Source organism: Stenotrophomonas rhizophila (assembly GCF_000661955.1).
Classification (GTDB): Bacteria; Pseudomonadota; Gammaproteobacteria; order Xanthomonadales; family Xanthomonadaceae; genus Stenotrophomonas; species Stenotrophomonas rhizophila.
Map to the genome: position 1 here is coordinate 1968382 of NZ_CP007597.1, position 17445 is coordinate 1985826.

Consider the following 17445-nt stretch of genomic DNA (forward strand, 5'->3'; position numbering starts at 1 on the left):
TATCTACATGCCCCTGATTCCCGAGCGCGTCCGGCGCTGGCCCCGGCCGTGGCGCGTGGCGTTGCTCTCGCTGCTGGCGCTGTATGCGCTGTACCTGATCGCCGGCAACGTGTTCCTCAATACGCCGTTGTTCGACGCGGTCACCAACCGCAAACCTGAAAAGTTCAGCATGCAGACCGGGCCGGCGCTGACCCTGCTGCCTGGCCATGCCGTGGTCTGGAACGTGCGCATGCGCGGGCAGGCCGGGCACACGGTCTACATTTTCCGCGCCGACCGCGCGGGCGCCTGGATCGACCTGCCGGCGCTGTTCCGCCGTGAGGTGCGCATACCGCGTATCGAGGCCACGGGCGTGGAGGCCGAGGTCGAGCGCGTGGACAAGGGCATTCCGCCGCCGCCGCGCAGCGACCGCGGCTGGACGCTGCGCTTCGACGCGATCCACAGCGACAGCATCCGCAGCGGCCGTTTCGGCACGCTCTTCATCGCAGGGCAGGGGCACGGCACGGTCGGCTTCCTCAAGCAGTTGAAGGGCGGGCCGTCTGAATTGTTCGACTCCACGGCCGGGTTCGAGCAGGCCGAGGTGACCGTGGGCGGGGTGCGGGTGCTCGATGAGGCCCACCTTGCGGCGCGGTTCCATTTCCCGCGCCACTACCGCGACGAAGCGCCGGGCCTGCGCAAGCTGGACATCACCTGGGCACAACTGCAGGTGGATGCGCGCAGCCGCGCCGTGGAAATCGACACCGGCGGACCGCACGTCAGCGTCGGCAGCGCGCCGTCGAACGCCCGTCTTACCGGCGATGTGGTGCTGGACCGGGGGGCGCTGCAACCCGGCAGCCGGGTGGTGTGGCGGGTGCCGGTGCATGCCGGGGTGAACGCCGATGATCGCGGGCTGCTGGCGCTGCAGCTGGATGTGGCACAGGACATGCGCGTGCAGGCACGGTTGCCCCGTGACCCGGAAACCGGCAGCGAACTGCATGCCGACCTGCGCATCACCGGCCGTAAAATCCCGTTCCGCGCCCCGGCCGAACTGCTGCCGCGGCTGACCGGGCAGGTGCAGGGCGCATGGAAGTTCGAGTCGCTGAACTGGATCGCCGATCTGTTCGTGCGCAAGCCGTGGTTCCACCTCGATGGCGGCGGCCTGCTGGAAGGCGACCTGAAGATTGCCGATGGCCAGCTGGCGGCGGGCAGTACGCTGGACATCCCGCAGGTGGCGGCCGTGGCCGAGGTGGCCGGGGTGCGGCTGCTCGGGCAGGCCAATGCGCACGGCAGCATCGTGGCCGGCGAACCGGCGCAGGCGCAGCTGGACGTAAAGATCCCGGCGTTCCGCGCGGCACCGACCGGCGCGCCCAAGGCGCTGCTGTTCGACGGCCACGCCATGGCGCTGACCCTGCGCGGCGACGCCCGCCTGCAGCAGTTGCGTGACGGCATGCGTGCGCACCTGCGCTTCAACGACGCGCGCGTGCCCGACCTCACCGCGTACAACCGCTACCTGGGCGGCGGCACTGGCAATGTGCGCCTGCTGGGCGGTACCGGCCTGCTCAGTGGCGATGTGGAACTGGATTCGGCCGGTCGCGTGGGCACCGGCCGGGCCGACCTGCGCGGGCGCGGCGCACAACTGCAGGTGGCCGGTATCGCGCTGCGCGGCGACGCGCAGCTGCAGGCACGGGTAAAGCGTGCCGACTTCGATGCCAAGCAGTTCGATCTGGGCGGCACCACGGTAGCGTTGCGCAACATCCAGGTCGGCGACAGCGGCGGACAGGCCAACTGGTGGGGCACGGTGGCACTGCGCCAGGGCCATATCGATGCGGCTGCGCCGTTTGAGGTCACCGCCCAGGCCGATCTGCGCCTGCGCGATGCGGGACCGCTGCTGGGCGTGTTCGCCGAGCGCAGCGCGTACCCGCGCTGGGTGCTGGGCATGCTCGATTCCGGCGAGGTGCAGGCCAGCGGGCAGTTGCGCTGGCGCAGTGGCGAAATGTGGGTGGATGACCTGCAGGCCGAAAACGAGCGGCTGTCGCTACGCGCGCGGCTGGACCTGGCCGAGGCGCGGCGCCGCGGCAACCTGTACCTGCGCTGGGGCGTTCTGGGCGCGGGCATCGAACTGGACGGCCAGGAGCGCAAGTGGCACCTGGCCGGCGCACGCGAGTGGTACGACCAGCAGCCACGCGTGCTGCCGGCCCCCCGGTAGAGCCACGCCATTGAACTGACCCCCGGAAGTTGGACACCCATTCAATAGCCGGGGTGTTCATGACGAAGTACGACAGGTGTTTCAAACTCAAGGTCGCCCGGGAGGGTGCCGCAGGCACCCTCCCGGTGAGGGCTGTAGCCGCGCGGCATGGGCTGGATCCATCAATGGTCCATCGGTGGATCGCTGCTTACCGCCACCATGGACAGGACAGCTTCCTGATCGATGCTGGGCGCTACACCGACCAGTTCAAGGTGTCGGTTCTGGCGCGGATGAGCCGTGATGGCCTTTCGGTACGTCAGGCCATGGCAATCTTCGGGATTGCTGGACCCGGCGTCATCCCCCGTTGGCAGCGGCAGTATGATTCGGGTGGTATCGGCGCACTGACGCCCACTCGTGATCGATTCCGAATGAGAAAAAAGCCCGCGACCTCCCAGCCTGCCAAGGATCTCACGCACGATCAGCTGCTCAAGGAGGTGGAGTATCTGCGCGCGGAGAATGCCTTCCTAAAAAAACTCGATGCCTTGATCCAGGAAGAGCAGGCGGCCAAGCGCGCATTACAGCGCAAGCCGTCCAAGGATTGAGGCAGCATCACCGACTGTCGCTTTTGCTCAAAGCGGCAGCGCTATCTCGCAGCACGTTCTATTACCAGACTCAGGCCATCTCCCGGCCTGACCATCAGGCCGGGTTGAAGCGCCGCATCAAGGCAATCTACCGTCGCCATGAAGGCCTATATGGCTACCGACGCATTGCCGATGAACTGCGCCAGGCCGGCGAGCTGATCAATCGCAAGGTCGTCCAACGTCTGATGGGGTTGATGGGCCTCAAATCGGTGGTGCGGGTGAAAAAGTACACCTCATACCGCGGCGCGGTGGGCGCGGTTGCCCCGAACACCCTTCAACGCGAATTTCATGCTTCACGTCCTAATCAAAAGTGGGTTACCGACGTCACGGAGTTCAGGGTGGGCGGGAAAAAGCTCTATCTGTCGCCGATCATGGACTTGTACAACGGCGAAATCGTGGCCTACCAGACAAACACACGCCCATTGCTGGATATGGTCACAGCCATGCTCGGCAAGGCCTTCTTGCGACTGAAGTCCGGTGAAAAGCCACTTCTTCACTCAGATCAGGGTTGGCAGTACCAGCACCGGACATACCAGCACCTGCTGAAAAAACAGGCCGTCACGCAGAGCATGTCGCGCAAGGGCAATTGCCTGGACAATGCCGCCATGGAGAGCTTCTTTGGCACCCTGAAATCGGAATTCTTCCATCTCAAGCGCTTCACCAGCATTGACCAGCTCAAACGCGGACTGGACCACTACATCCGGTACTACAATCACCAGCGCATCAAGCTCAAACTGAATGGCCAGAGCCCGGTTCAATTCCGGATCCAAGCCTTCGGTACCTAGATCCCACTGTCCAACTTTGTGGGGTCAGTTCACATGCGTGGCTGCACACGCGTCCGCACACTCAGGCATCGGCGCACGCGTCCCGTTGCCGTGGCGCACCCGGACGCGCCTCATCGCCAGTTCTGGCTGCGCCGCATGCCGCCTCCCGCTTACCCGTTGGGGAGGGCGCCGCGGGCGCCGCTTCCACGCCCGCCAGCTGGCGCGCCAGATCGACGTGGGTGATGTGCCCCTGCAGGAACAACAGGCCGCTGTAGATGTTCATGGTCGACGCTCCACTTGAGGAGCGTTGACGATAGATGCAGGATGCGGGGCGAAAAAGCGACATTTCCGCAACCTGGTCTTGAACAGGATTCAAGTCGACATGTCCCGCATGCCCCTGCAGTCCCTGCAGAATTTCGTCACCGCCGCGCGCCTGGGCAACCTCACCCGGGCGGCGGAGTCGTTGAACCTGACGGTCAGCGCGCTCAGTCACCAGATGCGCCAGCTCGAGCAGCGGCTGGGCTACCCGCTGCTGCTGCGGCAGCCGCGCGGGGTGGGGGTGACGCCGGAGGGCCAGCGCCTGCTAGAGCAGGTCGGCCCGCACCTGGATGCGATCCAGCAGGTCTTCCAACCGTTCGGTGCACGCCACGACCGCGTGCTCACGGTCAGCGCGCTGCCTTCGATGGCCTCCAACTGGCTGGTGCCGCGGCTGGGCTCGTTCGTGGCCGCGCACCCGGAGATCGAGTTCAACCTGGAGTCCAGCGAACGCCTGACCGATTTCGACCGCAACGTGCAGTGCGATGCCGCGCTGCGCGTGGGTGCCGGGCAGTGGGCGGGAGTGCACGCCGAGCCGTTGTTCGATGAGTGGTTGATGCCGATGGCCAGCCCCGCGCTGGTGGATCGCATGGGCGGCGTGGATGCGCGCCCGCTCTCGGAATGGCCGCTGTTGGGGGATCCCGATGGCGAATGGCAGCGCTGGTTTACACAAATCGGCCAAGACCCGCCGCGCCGCTACGTGGCCATGCTCAACGAGTCGGAGTCACACCATCGCGCCGCCCTGGACGGCTTCGGGGTGGCGCTGGGGCGGGTGACACGGGCGCGGCTGCTGCTCGACTCGGGCCAGTTGGTTGCCTTGTCGCCGCACCGTTTGAAGACGCGCTGGTCGCATTGGCTGGTGTATCCGCCGCGCTCATCAACGCACCAGGGGTTCCTGTCCTTCCGGTCGTGGTTGCATGCGCAGGCGGGCGAGCATGCCCGGCACATGCAGACACTGGCACGCCCCGTGGACCTCTGACGCCGCTGTTATTACGGGTGCAGTGACGAACCGGGTACCGTGGCCGGCAGTGGCGGGCCGGCCTGCTGTGCTTCGAGCACGGCCAGCCGGGCCTTTACGCGCGCGTTGTCCTCGACCAGCCCGCGATAGGCACGGAACAGCAGCATCGTGCCGGTGATCCCCAGCAGCGTGGCCGCTATGCCGATCACGCCCCCCACCGTGATCAGGGACAGGACATGCGGCATGGCACTGGCGGTGAAATACGGCAGGCCGATCACCGCCCCATAGGCCAGTCCGATGATGCTGGCCAGGCTGAGCACCAGAAAGCTTGCATGACGGTGCCGACGGTAGGCCGCCACTTGCAGGCCAAGCAGGACCAGTTGGGCCAGCAGTGCGAAGAGGCTGAGATAGCGCGCGATGGTCATGTAGCGTTCCATTGCGTCATAGCTGTCCATGGGGTGCTCCGCCCGGCGGTGGGCCCACCACCGCGGCAGGCCTCTGGCGGGATGGTAGGCGCGGTGGCGTGGGCGGAACAAGCCGGCAGCGTGTCCTTATGCTGCGGGCGTGGCGATGTCCTGATAGACCACTTCGCTGCCCAGTACCTTCAGGCCCGCCGGGCCGCTGCTCAACAGCCGCTGTTCGCCGATGGCCTGCTGCCATTGCAGCTGGAAGCCGGCGGCGGCCGGCAACTGCGCGGCCAGGGTATGCAGGTGACGCCGGGCCTGTGGACCTTGGCTGTCGAAGTGGCCAAGCAGCACGCCGTGCTGGTGCACGATCAGGCGATGGCTGCTCATGCGGGCACCGCCGTGGCGATGGGCGCGGCGGCAACCGACGTTGGCGGCGGCAGCGCATCCAGCCAGGCGGCGAAGAGGTCGCGTGCCGCGGCCGCCAGGGGCGCGGCGTAACGGGCGGCCTGTTCGCGCAGGGTGCGGGGATCAATACCCGCGCGCTGCAGTTCGTCGGCATGGCCGATCAGCCAGGTGTCGATGCGGGTGGCGTCGACCTCGGGATGGCACTGCAGGGCCAGCAGGTGGTGGCCGATGGCGAACGCCTGCTGCGCGCAGGCGGGCGTGGCCGCCAGGCGCTGTGCACCGTCGGGCAGGGTGAAGGTTTCGCCATGCCAGTGCAGCACCGGGATGCCCACCAGGGCGCGCAGGGGCGAGGCGAGGCCGGCATCGGTCAGCGACAATGGCGCGAAGCCGATTTCCTTCGCGCCCATCGGCGTCACGCTGCCGCCGAGTGCGCGTGCCACCAGCTGCGCGCCCAGGCAGATGCCCAGCGTCGGGCGGTGCGCGGCCAAGCGGGAGCGCAGCAGGGCATGCAGCACGCGCAGATGCGGGTAGGCGTGGACATCGTTGGCGCTGATCGGGCCGCCCAGCACGATCAGCAGGTCGGCGGTCTCGGCGTCGTCCAGGCGGTCGATGCCGGCCTGCAGCACCTGCAGGTGCCAACCGCGTGCGGCCAGCAACGGGGCGAGTATCCCGGTGTCTTCGAACGCGACGTGCTGGATTGCCACCGCCTTCATGGGGTGCCCTCGGCGGCGGAGCTGGGCCAGTAGAAACTGTCCGGGGTGGCGCGTGCGCCGAAGATGGCCTGGCCGACCCGCACCACGGTGGCGCCTTCTTCGATGGCCAGGTCGAAGTCGCCGGACATGCCCATCGACAGGTCGTCCAGGACGATGCCCGTCGGCAGGCCGGGCCGCAGGCGGTCGCGCAATTCGCGCAGACGCACGAAGCACGGGCGCACCTGGTCCGGGTCCGGCGAGAACACCGCCAGCGTCATCAGCCCGCGCACGCGCAGCTGGGGAAACGCCGGCAACTGCTGTACGAAGTCGGCAACCGCGATCGGGTCCAGGCCGTACTTGCTGGCCTCACCGGAGGTGTTGACCTGCACGAACACGTCCAACGTGCGCTGCTCCAGCGCCAGGCGTCGGTCCAGCGCTTCGGCCACGCGGAGGCTGTCCAGTGCCTGGAACTCACTGGCGAAGCGCGCCACGTCGCGGGCCTTGTTGGTCTGCAGGTGGCCGATCACCGACCAGCGGATGGGCAGGTCGGCCATGCCATCAGCCTTGGCCTGCGCCTCCTGCACCTTGTTCTCGCCCAGTTCGCGGCAGCCGGCTTCCCAGGCCAGGCGCAGCCGTGCCTGGTCGACAGTCTTGCTGACCGGCAGCAGGCGCACGCCGGCCGGATCGCGGCCGGCACGTTCGCAGGCGCGCGCGATGCGGTGGCGCACGGCCTCCAGGTTGTGGGCGATGGCGTCGACGGTGGTGGCCTGCGGCCAGTCGGGGCGTGCGATGGGCATGGGGAGCTCCTGAAGCGAGGGCGGCTGCACGGGCGGTCCGGCGCGTGCAACACTGTCCCGGGACGATCCGTATATTGGCATAGGACAAAATGAAAATCACCGGCCAGACCGCCAGCGCGGTGTTCGACAGCATCCGCCAGCAGATCCTCAGTGGCGCATTGGAGCCGGGGCAGCTGCTGCCACCGGTCCGCGACCTGGCCCTGCAGCTGCAGATCAACCGCAATACCGTGGCGGCCGCCTACAAGCGGCTGGACGCGGCTGGGCTGGCGCACACCCAGGGCCGGCGCGGCACGGTGGTGACCGCGCCCCCGACCGCGGGCGCGCAGGAGGGCAGTGCGGCGGGCTCGGCGCTGCACGACCTGTCCAGTGGCAACCCCGACCCGCAGTGGCTGCCGGACCTGCGGGGGTTGTTGCCGGAACGGGCTCCGCGCCTGTACGGCACCCCCACCATCGACCCGCAGCTGGAGCGCCTGGCGCGCGCGCAGCTGGACCCGGATTGCCCGCCTGGGTACGCGCTGGAACTCAGCCACGGCGCGGTCGATGCGATCGAGCGGGTGCTGGGCAGCTGGCTGGTGCCCGGCGACCGCGTGGCGGTGGAGAATCCGTGTTTTCTCGGCAGCCTCAACACCCTGCGCGCGGGCGGGCACGCCACGCTGGCGGTGGCCATCGATGAACACGGCATGGTGCCGGCGGCGCTGGCGGCGGCGCTGGAGGCAGGCGCACGTGCGGTGCTGCTGACCCCGCGTGCGCACAACCCGACCGGCGCCAGCCTCAGCCAGCGCCGCGCGCGCGAACTGCGCCAGGTGCTGGACCGGCATCCGCAGGTGCTGGTGCTGGTGGACGATCATTTCGCAGTGTTGTCGCAGCAGCCGTACCACTCGGTGATCGCCCCGCGCACGCGGCGCTGGGTGCTGGTGCGTTCGCTGTCCAAGGCGCTCGGGCCGGACCTGCGCCTGGCGGTGCTGGGCTGCGACGCCGACACCGCCGCACGCCTGCGCCTGCGCATGGCCCCCGGCACCGGCTGGGTCAGCCACCTGCTGCAGGATGCGGCAGCCGCGGCGCTGGGCTCGGCGCGGGTGATGGCGCGCGTGGCCAAGGCCGGGCGCGATTATGCGCAGCGTTGCCAGGTGTTGCAGCAGGCGCTGGGCGAGCAGGGCATCCACACCCCGGCGGTAATGGATGGGTTGAACCTGTGGGTGCCGCTGGCCGCCGACAGCCAGCCGCTGGTGCTGGCCATGGCCCAGCGCGGGTGGCAACTGCGCGGCGGCGAAGTGTTTGCCGTGCAGCCCGGCGTGCACGGCCTGCGCATCACCACGGCCATGCTGACGGCCGGCGATGCGCGGCGCGTTGCGCTTGACCTGCGCCAGGCGCTGGAGGATCAGGGCGCGCTGGGGGTACTCGGGCGCACGTAGTGCGACTGGCCGTTGTCGCCGACGAAGATCAATTCCGGCTTGCCCTGCCAGGACGTGAGCATGGCACCGGTGCTGTTCTGGTGCTTGATCACCAGGGTGGCGCCGCGATCCGGGTTGGCGGTGACCTTGAACACTTCGGTGGTGCCACTGGCATCGTCCAGGGTGAGCATGGCTTCATCACCGACATCGGCCGTGCCGTAGCCGCCCCGTTCGGAACCGTCGGCGCCGAGCAGGATCAGCCCGGACAGCGGCGATGCACGCGGCCCCTGCGAGATGCCCTTGCTGAGCGGGTCCGGCACCGGTGCGCCCAGGATCACCCGGGCCTGGCCGGTGCTGTCCTGGATGACCAGCCCGCGTGCGGTGATCACCCGGTCGTGCGATTGGCTCTGGTGTAGGCGCAGGCCGGTCCAGGCGGAAACGACAAGCGCAAGGCTGGAGACAACCAGCGTGGTGACGGTGAGTGCGCGTGACATTGGCGGCTCCAGATCCTTGGAAGCTCGCGACCATACCGCACTGGTTGATTGCGACACCAGTCGGGAAAGTCTGTATTTGCAGTGATCGTGAAGTTGGTCACGTGTTGCTGCGCGGCATCAATGGAAATCCCGACTGTGCGTGCGCACCCCTTCGATCAGCGAATCGATGTTGTACATCTGCCTCACGATCAGGTGCTGCACGCCGTCCACGCGCTCCAGGCGGCCGTCGATCTGCATCATCCGTGCTTCCACCAGCACCCGGTGCTGGCGGTCGGCGGTCTTGCGCCAGACCACGGCGTTGACCATGCCGCATTCGTCTTCCAGGGTCAGGAAGGTGACGCCGCTGGCGGTCTGCGGGCGTTGGCGCATCCGCACCAGCCCGGCAAACCGCACGGTGCGCCCATGCGGCAGGGCCGCCAGTTCGTCCGAGCGCTGGCAGCGGCGCTGGCGCAGCTGCGCGCGGATGAAGGCCACCATGTGCCGGCCCAGGGTGGTGCCGGTGCTGTTGTAGTCGGCCTGCATGTCCTCCAACGCACTGGGCGGCGGCAACGGCACGCTGGCTTCCACGGTGGCCCGCGCGGTGTCGAACAGCGGCAACGGCTTTTCCACGCCCGACACTTCCCAGCGCGCACGATGGCGATGGCCGCTCAATCCCTTCAACGCCCCCGCATCGGCGAGCAGGCCCTGGTGGCGGCGATCCAGCCGCGCGCGCTGGCTGAGGTCGGCCACGCTGTCGAACGGCTGCCGGGCGCGTGCCTGTACCAGCGCGGTGGCGACATCTTCGCTGAAGCCGTCGATCAGGCGCAGGCCCAGGCGGATGCCGAACGGGCGGTCGGGCGCGGTGGGCGGCAGCAGCGTGCAGTCCCAGTCGCTGTGGCGCACATCCACCGGCAGTACCGGCACGCCATGGCGGCGCGCGTCCTGCAGGATCTGGTCGGAGGTGTAGAACCCCAGCGGCTGGCTGTTGATCAGGCTGGCAGCGAACGCCGACGGGTGGTGGCACTTGAGCCAGCAACTGACATAGGTGATCAGCGCGAAGCTGGCCGCGTGGCTTTCCGGGAAGCCATAACTGCCGAAGCCCTTGATCTGCTCGAACAGGCGTTCGCCGTATTCGCGGCTGTAGTTGTTGGCCGCCATGCCGGCGAGCAGGCGGTCGCGGTGCGGCTCCAGCCCGCCATGGCGCTTCCATGCGGCCATCGAACGGCGCAGCGCATCGGCCTGGCCGGGACTGAAGCCGGCGGCGGCGACGGCCAGCTGCATCACCTGTTCCTGGAACAGCGGCACGCCGAGGGTGCGCTTGAAGACCTTCTCCAGCGCCGGCGGGTAGTCGATTTCCTCGATGCCTTCTTCCTTGAGCTTCTTGCGCCGGTTCAGATACGGATGAACCATGTCGCCCTGGATCGGGCCGGGGCGCACGATCGCCACTTCGATCACCAGGTCGTAGAAACAGCGCGGCTGCATGCGCGGCAGCATGGCCATCTGCGCACGCGATTCGATCTGGAACACGCCCAGGGTGTCGGCGCGGCAGATCATGTCGTAGGTTTTCGTGTCGCCGGGGGGAATATCGGCCATGCCCATCAAGGGCGCGCCGTGCGCGTGCAGCATGGCCAGGCATTTGCGCACGGCGGTGAGCATGCCCAGCGCCAGGCAGTCCACCTTCATCAGCCCGGTGGCGTCCAGGTCGTCCTTGTCCCACTGAATGACGGTGCGGTCGGCCATGGCCGCGTTCTCCACCGGCACCAGGGTGGACAGCGGGTGTTCGGAAATCACGAAACCGCCCGGGTGCTGGGACAGGTGGCGCGGGAAGTCGACCAGTTCGCTGGTGAGCGCCACTACCCGCCGCATCAGCGGCGTGTCCGGGTCGAAACCGCGCTCGCGCAGCGCCTCGGGCAGCGGTTCGTGGCTGCTCCAGCGGTCCAGGCAGGCGGCCAGTTCGTTGACCTGGTCCGGCGGCAGGCCGAGCACGCGGGCCACGTCGCGCACCGCACTGCGGCCGCGGTAGCTGATCGCCACGGCGGTGAGCGCGGCGCGTTCGCGGCCATAGCGGTTGAACACGTATTGCAGTACTTCCTCGCGGCGCTCGTGTTCGAAGTCGATGTCGATGTCCGGCGGCTCGTCGCGTTCGGCGGAGATGAAGCGCTCGAACAGCAGTTCCATCTCGCTGGGGTCGATCTCCGTCACACCCAGGACGTAGCACACCGAGGAATTGGCGGCTGAGCCGCGGCCCTGGCACAGGATCTTCTGGCTGCGCGCGAAGCGCACGATGTCGTGCACGGTCAGGAAGTAGGACTCGTACTGCTTCGTATGGATCAGGTCGAGTTCGTGTTCGATCTGCGTGCGTTGTTTGGCCGTGGCGCCTGTCTTCCAGCGCCATCGCATGCCGTCCTCCACCAGCGTGCGCAGCCAGCTGGCCGGGTCGTGTCCGGCCGGGATCAGTTCGCGCGGGTAGGTGTACTGCAGTTGCTTGAGGTCGAAGTGGCAGCGCTCGGCGATGCGCACGGTTTCGGCCAGCAGCGCGGGCGGGTACAGCGCGGCCAGCGCCTGGCGGGTGCGGATATGCCGCTCGCCGTTGGCAAACAGCCGCCAGCCGGCGTCGGCGATGGTGCAGTGGTGGCGGATCGCGGTGAGGGTGTCCTGCAGGGCGCGGCGGCGGCGCACGTGCATGTGCACATCGCCGCTGGCCACCAGCGGGATGGCATGTTCGCGACCGAAGTGGTGCAGCGCGGCCAGGCGCTGCCTGTCATCAGCCTCCCGATGCAGTTCCACCGCCAGCCACAGCCGCTGCGCGAAGCGGGCCTGCAGCCAGGCGGCGTCATCGGCGTTGGGCACGCGGTCCAGCCACAGGCACAGCAGGCTGTCGGGCAGCGTATCCAGATCCTCGCGCAGGCAGCGGTACTCGCCCTTGGGCGCGCGCCGGCGGCAGGTGGTGATCAGCTGGCACAGGCCGGCATAGGCGGCCAGGTCGGTGCACAGCAGCACCAGCCTGGGGCCGTCTTCCAACTGGAACTCCGCGCCGGTGATCAGCGCCAGGTCATGCTTTTTCGCTGCCTGCCAGGCCCGCACGATGCCGGCCAGCGAGCATTCGTCGGTGATCGCCAGCGCGCGGTAGCCCTGGCCCTTGGCGCGTGCGAACAGTTCCTCGGCGATCGACGCGCCGCGCTGGAAGCTGAAGGCCGACAGGCAATGCAGTTCGGCGTAGTCGGGCAGGGTGGCGCTCATGAAAACCAGCCGTGCAGCATCCACGGCCCGCCGCGCCCATCGGCGCTGGTATAGGCCCAGCCGCGCTGGCCCTGGCCGGTTTCGATGACGTAGTAGTCGCGGCGGATATCGCCTTCATCCCACCAGCCCGATTCGATCCGCTCCGGCCCGGACACGATGCGCAGGTGCGGGTCGAGCAGCGGCTGCGGGCGTGGCAGCAACCAGCCCGGTCGCACGGGCAGGACGGGCGGTGGGCCTTTGGGCGCACCGTGGGCATCGCCGCTGGCACGTTCGGGGCGGTGTTCGGCACGCAGCCCCAGGCCCTGCACGGCGTCATCGCCGAGCCGGGCACGCAGCCGCTCGCGCACCTGTTCCCAGGGCATCGCCTGTTGCGGGCGGGGATCGAACAGGTCGCGTGCGGCCGGTACGAACGGTGGCAGGTGCTCGGCCTGCAGGCGCAGGCCACGGCTGCCGGCAGGCAGGCGCAGGTGGTCGACGCGGTTGCGCGCCAGTTCGAACAACATGGCCGCATCGCGTTCGGGCGCGAGCAGGCCGATGTCCAGGCCGGTGTCCGGGTGCTGGTCGTGTTCGAACCACAACGTGAAGCGCTGCACGCCGCCATCGCGCGAACACAGGAAGGCCGCCAGGTCACCGGTGAGCCGGCGCAGCGGGAACAGCAGGGCCTGGGTGGATTCGATTTCGTACTCGAACTCGATGCGTGCGTCGAAGCGGTCCGGCGGTTGGTAGTAGCGCAGCGGCGGCGTGCTGATCCCGCGCAGCGCATCCAGGTGGGCCAGCACGGCCGGCGCGAAGCGTCGCGCCAGGCTGTCGCGCGGTAGCTGGAAGGCCGCGCCCAGCGTGCGCAGACCCGAGCGCGCCAGCACCGTGGCCGCCTCGGCCGGCAGCCCGCTGTGTTCGATTGGCACCTGGGCCAGGGTGGCGTCCAGCTGCTGGGCCTCCACCCCCAACCGCGCATGCACGCGTGTCAGCACCCAGGCCGCATGCGGATTGGGCGCGGCCACCAGGCGATGGCGGAAGCCGAGCTCCTTGAGGCCGTCGCACAGGCGTTTTTCAATCGTGGGCCAGTCACCGAACAGCGCGCGGCTGGCGCCGATTTCCAGCGCCAGCGCATGCGGGAAGGCCAGGCTGACCTGCGAGCTGATGCCATACAGCCAACTGGCCAGCAGCTGCCGGGTGGCCTGTTCGGCGCGCGGGTCATGTTCGACGGTGAGCATGTCGCGGGTAAGCACCTGGGCGGCCGACAGCAGCATGCCGCGGCGCAGCCCCCGTTGGCGCGCCGCCGGGCTCACCGCATGCAGCACGCGGCGCTGCGCGGGGCCGCTGAGCAGCACCAGCGGCACCGACGGATCGGGTTGCTGGCGCAGGGCGGCATCCAGCGCCAGCTGTGGCAGCAACAGGCAGGCCCAGTGCACGGCGGCCGCTCAATGCGCCAGGGCCAGCGGCAACGGCTGCGCCGGGGCCATGCCGCCGCGGCACTTGAGGACGCGCACCTGGCCGTGCTCAAGCTGCAACCGCAGCGGTGCCGGCGAAGCATTGCGCGCCTGGCGCAGGTCGCGGAAGGCAAACCCCAGGCACTGGCCGGTTTCGGCGGCCACCTGCAGCCGGCGCAGGGCCCGGTCGTCGGCCTGCTGCGGCCAGCACAGCACGGCGGCACAGGCCGCAGAACGCAGGCACTGTTCGGCGGCCCACAGGGCATCGCGCGGGGCTGCCCGCACCACCTGCACCTGGTTCAAGGCCAGCCCGGCACCGGCCCAGCCGGGCGCATGCGGCAGGTAGGGCGGGGCAATCAGCACGATGGTCTGCTGCTGCTGGCTCAGCCGCGCCAGGGTGGGCCAGACCAGCGCCAGCTCGCCGTGCCCCGGTGCGGCCAGCAGCACCTCCGACAGCGCCGCCGGCGGCCAGCCGCCGCCGGGCAGGCGGGCGTCCAGCGCCGGGTGGCCGGTAGGGTGCGGGGCCGTGGCCGGCGGCGTGACCTGCGGCCTGCCGCGCCAGACCTGCCGGCTTTCCAGCAACTGGTCCAGGGCCAGAACCGCGCCCATCAGCGCGCCTCCCGAAGGGGCTGGCGCAGGCAGGCAGGGGCGGCAAGGCGGGGCATGGCGGGCAGTATCGGCAGGGGCGGTGTCAGGGGCTGAGACCGACAATCCTACCGGCAATTAGTAAAAATGCTAACGGTTCGCGCGCCGGCAGTTTGAACGCAGCCGGGGTGATGAATGCTTCAGCCAGTGGCCTGCCCACCGCTGCAGCGGCCGTGGGGGGGGCGGGTCGATATGGATGGCATGAAGGGCTGCATCGGCGGTCGCGGCGGGATGCGCGGTTTGTTCAAGCCCGGCCGCGCCGTTGTCGCGAGCATGGCCGCTCCTTTGTATGGAGCAGGTCGATGAAGCGATGGTGGTTGGCGTTGTATGCGCCGGGAATGCTGCTTGGATGCGTGGGGATGGCCACGTGGTGGGTGGGGTATGCAGCGGGGTCGGCCCTGTGGCTGCTGCCGGGGTTGGTGCTGGCCATCGCGCTGTCGTGGCTGGCCGAGCGCTGCTGGCCCTATGACCCGGCCTTCAACGCCCCCCAGGGCGATGCGGGCCGCGATGCGGTCCATGCGCTGGTGAATGAAGGATTGAACCTGCTGGCGATCGGTGCGATTCCGCTGGTGGCCGCGTGGGTGCCGTGGCAGCTGTGGCCGACGCACTGGAGTGTGGTGGCGCAGGTGGTGCTGGCAATCGTCGCCGCGGACATGGGCATCACCCTGGTGCATTACGCCAGCCATCGCTGGGCCTGGCTGTGGCGGTTGCACGCAGTCCACCACAGCGTGACCCGCATGTATGGGTTCAACGGATTGATGAAGCACCCGCTGCACCAGACGGCCGAAGCCTTGGGCGGGGTGCTGCCGCTGCTGTTGCTGGGCATGCCGTACCCGGTGGCGGCGGTGCTGGCTTTCGCCATTGCCATCCAGTTGCTGCTGCAGCACTCCAACGTGGACATGCGGCCGGGCTGGCTGGGCAAGGTGATGGCATGGGCCCCGCTGCATCGGTTCCACCACATGCGCTATGGCAAGGCCGGCGACGTCAACTTCGGATTGTTCCTGACCGTCTGGGACCATCTGCTGGGGACGGCCTTCGATGCCGACTACCGGATGCGCGTGGACGACCTGGGGATTGGCAGCCAGCCGGCCTATCCACGGGACTACCTGGGGCAACTGCTGGCGCCGTTCCGCGCGCTGCCGCACGTGCCGGAACCGCCGCCGCCCCCGGGGCTGGATCAGTCGCCGCGATAATGCTGCAGGTGCAGGCCGGCCAAGTGCCCGGCCTGCACGCCGAACATGCGCCGCAGGTTGCGCGAGAAGTGCGCCAGGTCGGCGAAGCCGGCGGCATGTGCGCTGGTGGTCAGGCTGTGTCCCTCGATCACCTGGACCAGTGCCTGGCGCAACCGGCGCCACAGCACCAGGCCACGCAGTGACACGGCCAGGTCCTGCTGGAAGCGGCGGTGCAACTGGCTTTCGGACAGGTGCGCGGCCGCTGCGATGGCCGTGGCCGCAATGCGCTCGGGCAACCGCGCGTCCAGTGCGGACAGTGCGGCCTGCAGCCGGCGGTCCAGCGGCGCCCGCGCGACCAGGGCCGACAGGCAGGGCAACACCGCCTGCGGATCGCACGGAAGCAAGGGCAGCTGTGCCTGCAGCGTCTGCAGGTCGACATGGCTGGGTTCAATCCATACCGTGCAGCCGCGCAGCGGCACGCCGCGCACCGCATGCGACTGGAACGAGGGGAGCAGCAGGCGCGTGCCGCACTGCAGCCCGTCGTCGTTCTGCACGGTCCAGTGGCCGGCATCGGCCAGCAGCACCTGGTGGGCGTAGTGGGCATGCGCACCGGTGGCACCGGCATGGCCCTGCAGCACGGCGAAATGCGGGCCCAGCAGCAGTGCGCCAGACCACTGCCCGTTCACTGCCGTGGACGCCTTCACCGCACGCTCCGCATCGTTCACCCCTTGCACCTGCTGCGCAGGGTAGCGGAAACCGTCCACCACGCGCCCAGCGCAAGCAATGAAACCAGGGCGCCGGCAGTGCAGACGCCGCTCCAGCCATACGCGGCATACAGGCTGCTGCCCAGCAGCGCGCCGATCCCGCTGCCGGCCGCATAGAACAGCATGTAGGCGGCGATCACCTGCGCCTGCGCGTTGGGCGCGGCGGCCAGGATCAGGCTCTGGTTGGTCACGTGCAGTGCCTGTACCGCCAGATCCAGCAACAGCACGCCCAGTACCAGCCAGCCCATGTGCAGCGGCAGCGCAGCCAGCGGGGCCCAGCTCAACAGCAACAGCAGCAGCGCAGCAAAGGAAACACGGTCGGCATGGCCGCGATCGCTCCAGTGCCCGCTGCGCGCGGCGGCCAACGCGCCGAGCAGGCCGACCAGTGCGAACGCACCGATGGCGGTATGGCTGAGCGCATGCGGCGGTGTGCTCAATGGCAGCGCCATGCTGCTCCAGAACAGCCCGAACGCGGTGAACAGCAGCAGTCCGAGCACGCCGCGTTGGCGCAGCACAGGTTGCTGACGCAGCAGAGTGATCAACCCGATCCGGGGCGCGGCATCGGCCACCGGCAGCCGTGGCAGGCGCAGCCAGAGCACCGCGCCGCTGACCACCATCAGCACCGCCGACAGCACATACACCGCACGCCAGCCCCCCAGGTCGGCCACGCCACCAGCCACCACCCGGGCCAGCAGCAGGCCGATCACCACGCCGGCCTGGGCGGCACCGACCACGCGGCCACGCTCATGCGGGCCCGCCGCAGCGGCGGCATAGGCAATCAGCCCCTGGGTCATCGCGGTGCCGAGCAGGCCCACCGCCAGCATGCCCAGCAGCAGCGCGGTGGCGTTGCCGGCCAGGGCAACGCCCAACAGGGCCACGACCAGCGCCACGCTCTGCGCCGCCATCAGGCGCCTGCGTTCCAACCGGTCGCCCAGCGGCACCAGCCACAGCAGCGCGATCACCGAGCCCAGCTGAGTAGCGGCAATGACCGCGCCGATCCGGGCGGTGCCGATGTGCAGGTCGGCGGCCAGCGCATCCAGCAGCGGTTGGGCGTAGTAGACGTTGGCCACGCTGAGCCCGGCGGCGCAGGCGAACAACAACAGCAGGGGCGTGGCGGTACGGGGCAGTGGTGCGGCAATGGACATCTGATGGTCTCAAAATAGAACCAGTTGATTCTGGATGATCTGGTT

General features: G+C 68.9%; 16 protein-coding genes. 5 read left to right on the forward strand and 11 right to left on the reverse strand.

Features of this window, described 5'->3' with window-relative positions:
• Positions 1 to 7 precede the first annotated feature (7 nt).
• Complete coding sequence (locus DX03_RS08495) at positions 8 to 2182, forward strand: hypothetical protein (RefSeq protein ID WP_038687921.1); 2175 nt, start codon at positions 8 to 10, stop codon at positions 2180 to 2182.
• A 59-nt stretch (positions 2183 to 2241) separates the two neighbouring features.
• Positions 2242 to 3587 (forward strand): IS3 family transposase gene (locus tag DX03_RS20675; protein WP_425598280.1). Its coding sequence is split into 2 segments (ribosomal slippage): positions 2242 to 2695 and positions 2695 to 3587, totalling 1347 coding nucleotides; the frame shifts between segments, so codons are not numbered across the junction.
• Between the two features lie 61 nt (positions 3588 to 3648).
• Here DX03_RS20675 and DX03_RS20905 read toward each other — a convergent pair.
• On the reverse strand, positions 3649 to 3849 hold the full coding sequence (locus DX03_RS20905; RefSeq protein ID WP_102100622.1) for a hypothetical protein: 201 nt from the start codon (positions 3847 to 3849) through the stop codon (positions 3649 to 3651).
• Positions 3850 to 3948: 99 nt separating this feature from the next.
• On the opposite strand from DX03_RS20905, the gene DX03_RS08510 reads away from it, so the two are divergent.
• The gene (locus DX03_RS08510; RefSeq protein ID WP_038687923.1) at positions 3949 to 4860 is read left to right on the forward strand and encodes a LysR substrate-binding domain-containing protein; all 912 of its coding nucleotides are present in this window, start codon (positions 3949 to 3951) and stop codon (positions 4858 to 4860) included.
• Between the two features lie 11 nt (positions 4861 to 4871).
• Here the strand turns inward: DX03_RS08510 and DX03_RS08515 are convergent, their stop codons facing one another.
• From DX03_RS08515 to DX03_RS08530, 4 genes are all read right to left on the reverse strand, one after another.
• Entirely contained in the window at positions 4872 to 5294 is a 423-nt protein-coding gene (locus DX03_RS08515) for a hypothetical protein (protein ID WP_038687924.1), read from the reverse strand.
• A gap of 96 nt (positions 5295 to 5390) precedes the next feature.
• Entirely contained in the window at positions 5391 to 5633 is a 243-nt protein-coding gene (locus tag DX03_RS08520) for a hypothetical protein (RefSeq protein ID WP_038687926.1), read from the reverse strand.
• Positions 5630 to 6364 carry a glutamine amidotransferase gene (locus DX03_RS08525; protein ID WP_051598797.1) on the reverse strand — a complete coding sequence of 245 codons (735 nt, stop codon included), beginning with the start codon at positions 6362 to 6364 and terminating at the stop codon, positions 5630 to 5632. The genes DX03_RS08520 and DX03_RS08525 overlap by 4 nt, the downstream gene beginning before the upstream one ends.
• Positions 6361 to 7140, reverse strand: a complete 780-nt coding sequence (locus DX03_RS08530; RefSeq protein WP_038687927.1) for a YggS family pyridoxal phosphate-dependent enzyme — start codon at positions 7138 to 7140, stop codon at positions 6361 to 6363. The genes DX03_RS08525 and DX03_RS08530 overlap by 4 nt, the downstream gene beginning before the upstream one ends.
• Before the next feature lie 89 nt (positions 7141 to 7229).
• On the opposite strand from DX03_RS08530, the gene ptsJ reads away from it, so the two are divergent.
• Positions 7230 to 8552, forward strand: coding sequence for a MocR-like B6 salvage transcription factor PtsJ (ptsJ, locus tag DX03_RS08535; RefSeq protein WP_038687929.1), 1323 nt, complete (start codon positions 7230 to 7232; stop codon positions 8550 to 8552).
• Here the strand turns inward: ptsJ and DX03_RS08540 are convergent.
• The 4 genes from DX03_RS08540 to imuA form a co-directional block, all read right to left on the reverse strand.
• Entirely contained in the window at positions 8519 to 9025 is a 507-nt protein-coding gene (locus tag DX03_RS08540; protein WP_038687931.1) for a hypothetical protein, read from the reverse strand. The genes ptsJ and DX03_RS08540 overlap by 34 nt on opposite strands.
• 117 nt (positions 9026 to 9142) lie before the next feature.
• Positions 9143 to 12244: an error-prone DNA polymerase gene (locus tag DX03_RS08545; RefSeq protein WP_038687933.1), complete on the reverse strand. Its 3102-nt coding sequence runs from the start codon at positions 12242 to 12244 to the stop codon at positions 9143 to 9145.
• Positions 12241 to 13656: a Y-family DNA polymerase gene (locus DX03_RS08550; RefSeq protein WP_038687935.1), complete on the reverse strand. Its 1416-nt coding sequence runs from the start codon at positions 13654 to 13656 to the stop codon at positions 12241 to 12243. Before DX03_RS08550 ends, DX03_RS08545 begins: the two co-directional genes overlap by 4 nt.
• A gap of 9 nt (positions 13657 to 13665) precedes the next feature.
• The gene (imuA, locus tag DX03_RS08555) at positions 13666 to 14283 is read right to left on the reverse strand and encodes a translesion DNA synthesis-associated protein ImuA (RefSeq protein ID WP_038687937.1); all 618 of its coding nucleotides are present in this window, start codon (positions 14281 to 14283) and stop codon (positions 13666 to 13668) included.
• A 338-nt stretch (positions 14284 to 14621) separates the two neighbouring features.
• Between imuA and DX03_RS08560 the strand changes: the two genes are divergently transcribed.
• A complete protein-coding gene (locus DX03_RS08560) occupies positions 14622 to 15512 on the forward strand; it encodes a sterol desaturase family protein (RefSeq protein ID WP_038687939.1) in 891 nt (296 codons plus the stop codon).
• Here the strand turns inward: DX03_RS08560 and DX03_RS08565 are convergent.
• Both DX03_RS08565 and DX03_RS08570 read right to left on the reverse strand, forming a co-directional pair.
• Positions 15497 to 16216, reverse strand: a complete 720-nt coding sequence (locus DX03_RS08565; RefSeq protein ID WP_244880202.1) for a helix-turn-helix transcriptional regulator — start codon at positions 16214 to 16216, stop codon at positions 15497 to 15499. The two genes, DX03_RS08560 and DX03_RS08565, sit on opposite strands and share 16 nt — an antisense overlap.
• On the reverse strand, positions 16213 to 17400 hold the full coding sequence (locus tag DX03_RS08570; protein ID WP_038687941.1) for an MFS transporter: 1188 nt from the start codon (positions 17398 to 17400) through the stop codon (positions 16213 to 16215). The genes DX03_RS08565 and DX03_RS08570 overlap by 4 nt, the downstream gene beginning before the upstream one ends.
• Positions 17401 to 17445 lie beyond the last annotated feature (45 nt).

Coding starts and splice junctions, on each gene's coding strand:
- DX03_RS08530 (WP_038687927.1), bottom strand. CDS start 7,140: ATGCCCATCGCACGCCCCGACTGGCCGCAGGCCACCACCGTCGACGCC.
- DX03_RS08545 (WP_038687933.1), bottom strand. CDS start 12,244: ATGAGCGCCACCCTGCCCGACTACGCCGAACTGCATTGCCTGTCGGCC.
- DX03_RS08510 (WP_038687923.1), top strand. CDS start 3,949: ATGTCCCGCATGCCCCTGCAGTCCCTGCAGAATTTCGTCACCGCCGCG.
- DX03_RS08560 (WP_038687939.1), top strand. CDS start 14,622: ATGAAGCGATGGTGGTTGGCGTTGTATGCGCCGGGAATGCTGCTTGGA.
- DX03_RS08520 (WP_038687926.1), bottom strand. CDS start 5,633: ATGAGCAGCCATCGCCTGATCGTGCACCAGCACGGCGTGCTGCTTGGC.
- DX03_RS20905 (WP_102100622.1), bottom strand. CDS start 3,849: ATGAACATCTACAGCGGCCTGTTGTTCCTGCAGGGGCACATCACCCAC.
- ptsJ (WP_038687929.1), top strand. CDS start 7,230: ATGAAAATCACCGGCCAGACCGCCAGCGCGGTGTTCGACAGCATCCGC.
- DX03_RS08570 (WP_038687941.1), bottom strand. CDS start 17,400: ATGTCCATTGCCGCACCACTGCCCCGTACCGCCACGCCCCTGCTGTTG.
- DX03_RS08495 (WP_038687921.1), top strand. CDS start 8: ATGCCCCTGATTCCCGAGCGCGTCCGGCGCTGGCCCCGGCCGTGGCGC.
- imuA (WP_038687937.1), bottom strand. CDS start 14,283: ATGGGCGCGGTTCTGGCCCTGGACCAGTTGCTGGAAAGCCGGCAGGTC.
- DX03_RS08525 (WP_051598797.1), bottom strand. CDS start 6,364: ATGAAGGCGGTGGCAATCCAGCACGTCGCGTTCGAAGACACCGGGATA.
- DX03_RS08540 (WP_038687931.1), bottom strand. CDS start 9,025: ATGTCACGCGCACTCACCGTCACCACGCTGGTTGTCTCCAGCCTTGCG.
- DX03_RS08515 (WP_038687924.1), bottom strand. CDS start 5,294: ATGGACAGCTATGACGCAATGGAACGCTACATGACCATCGCGCGCTAT.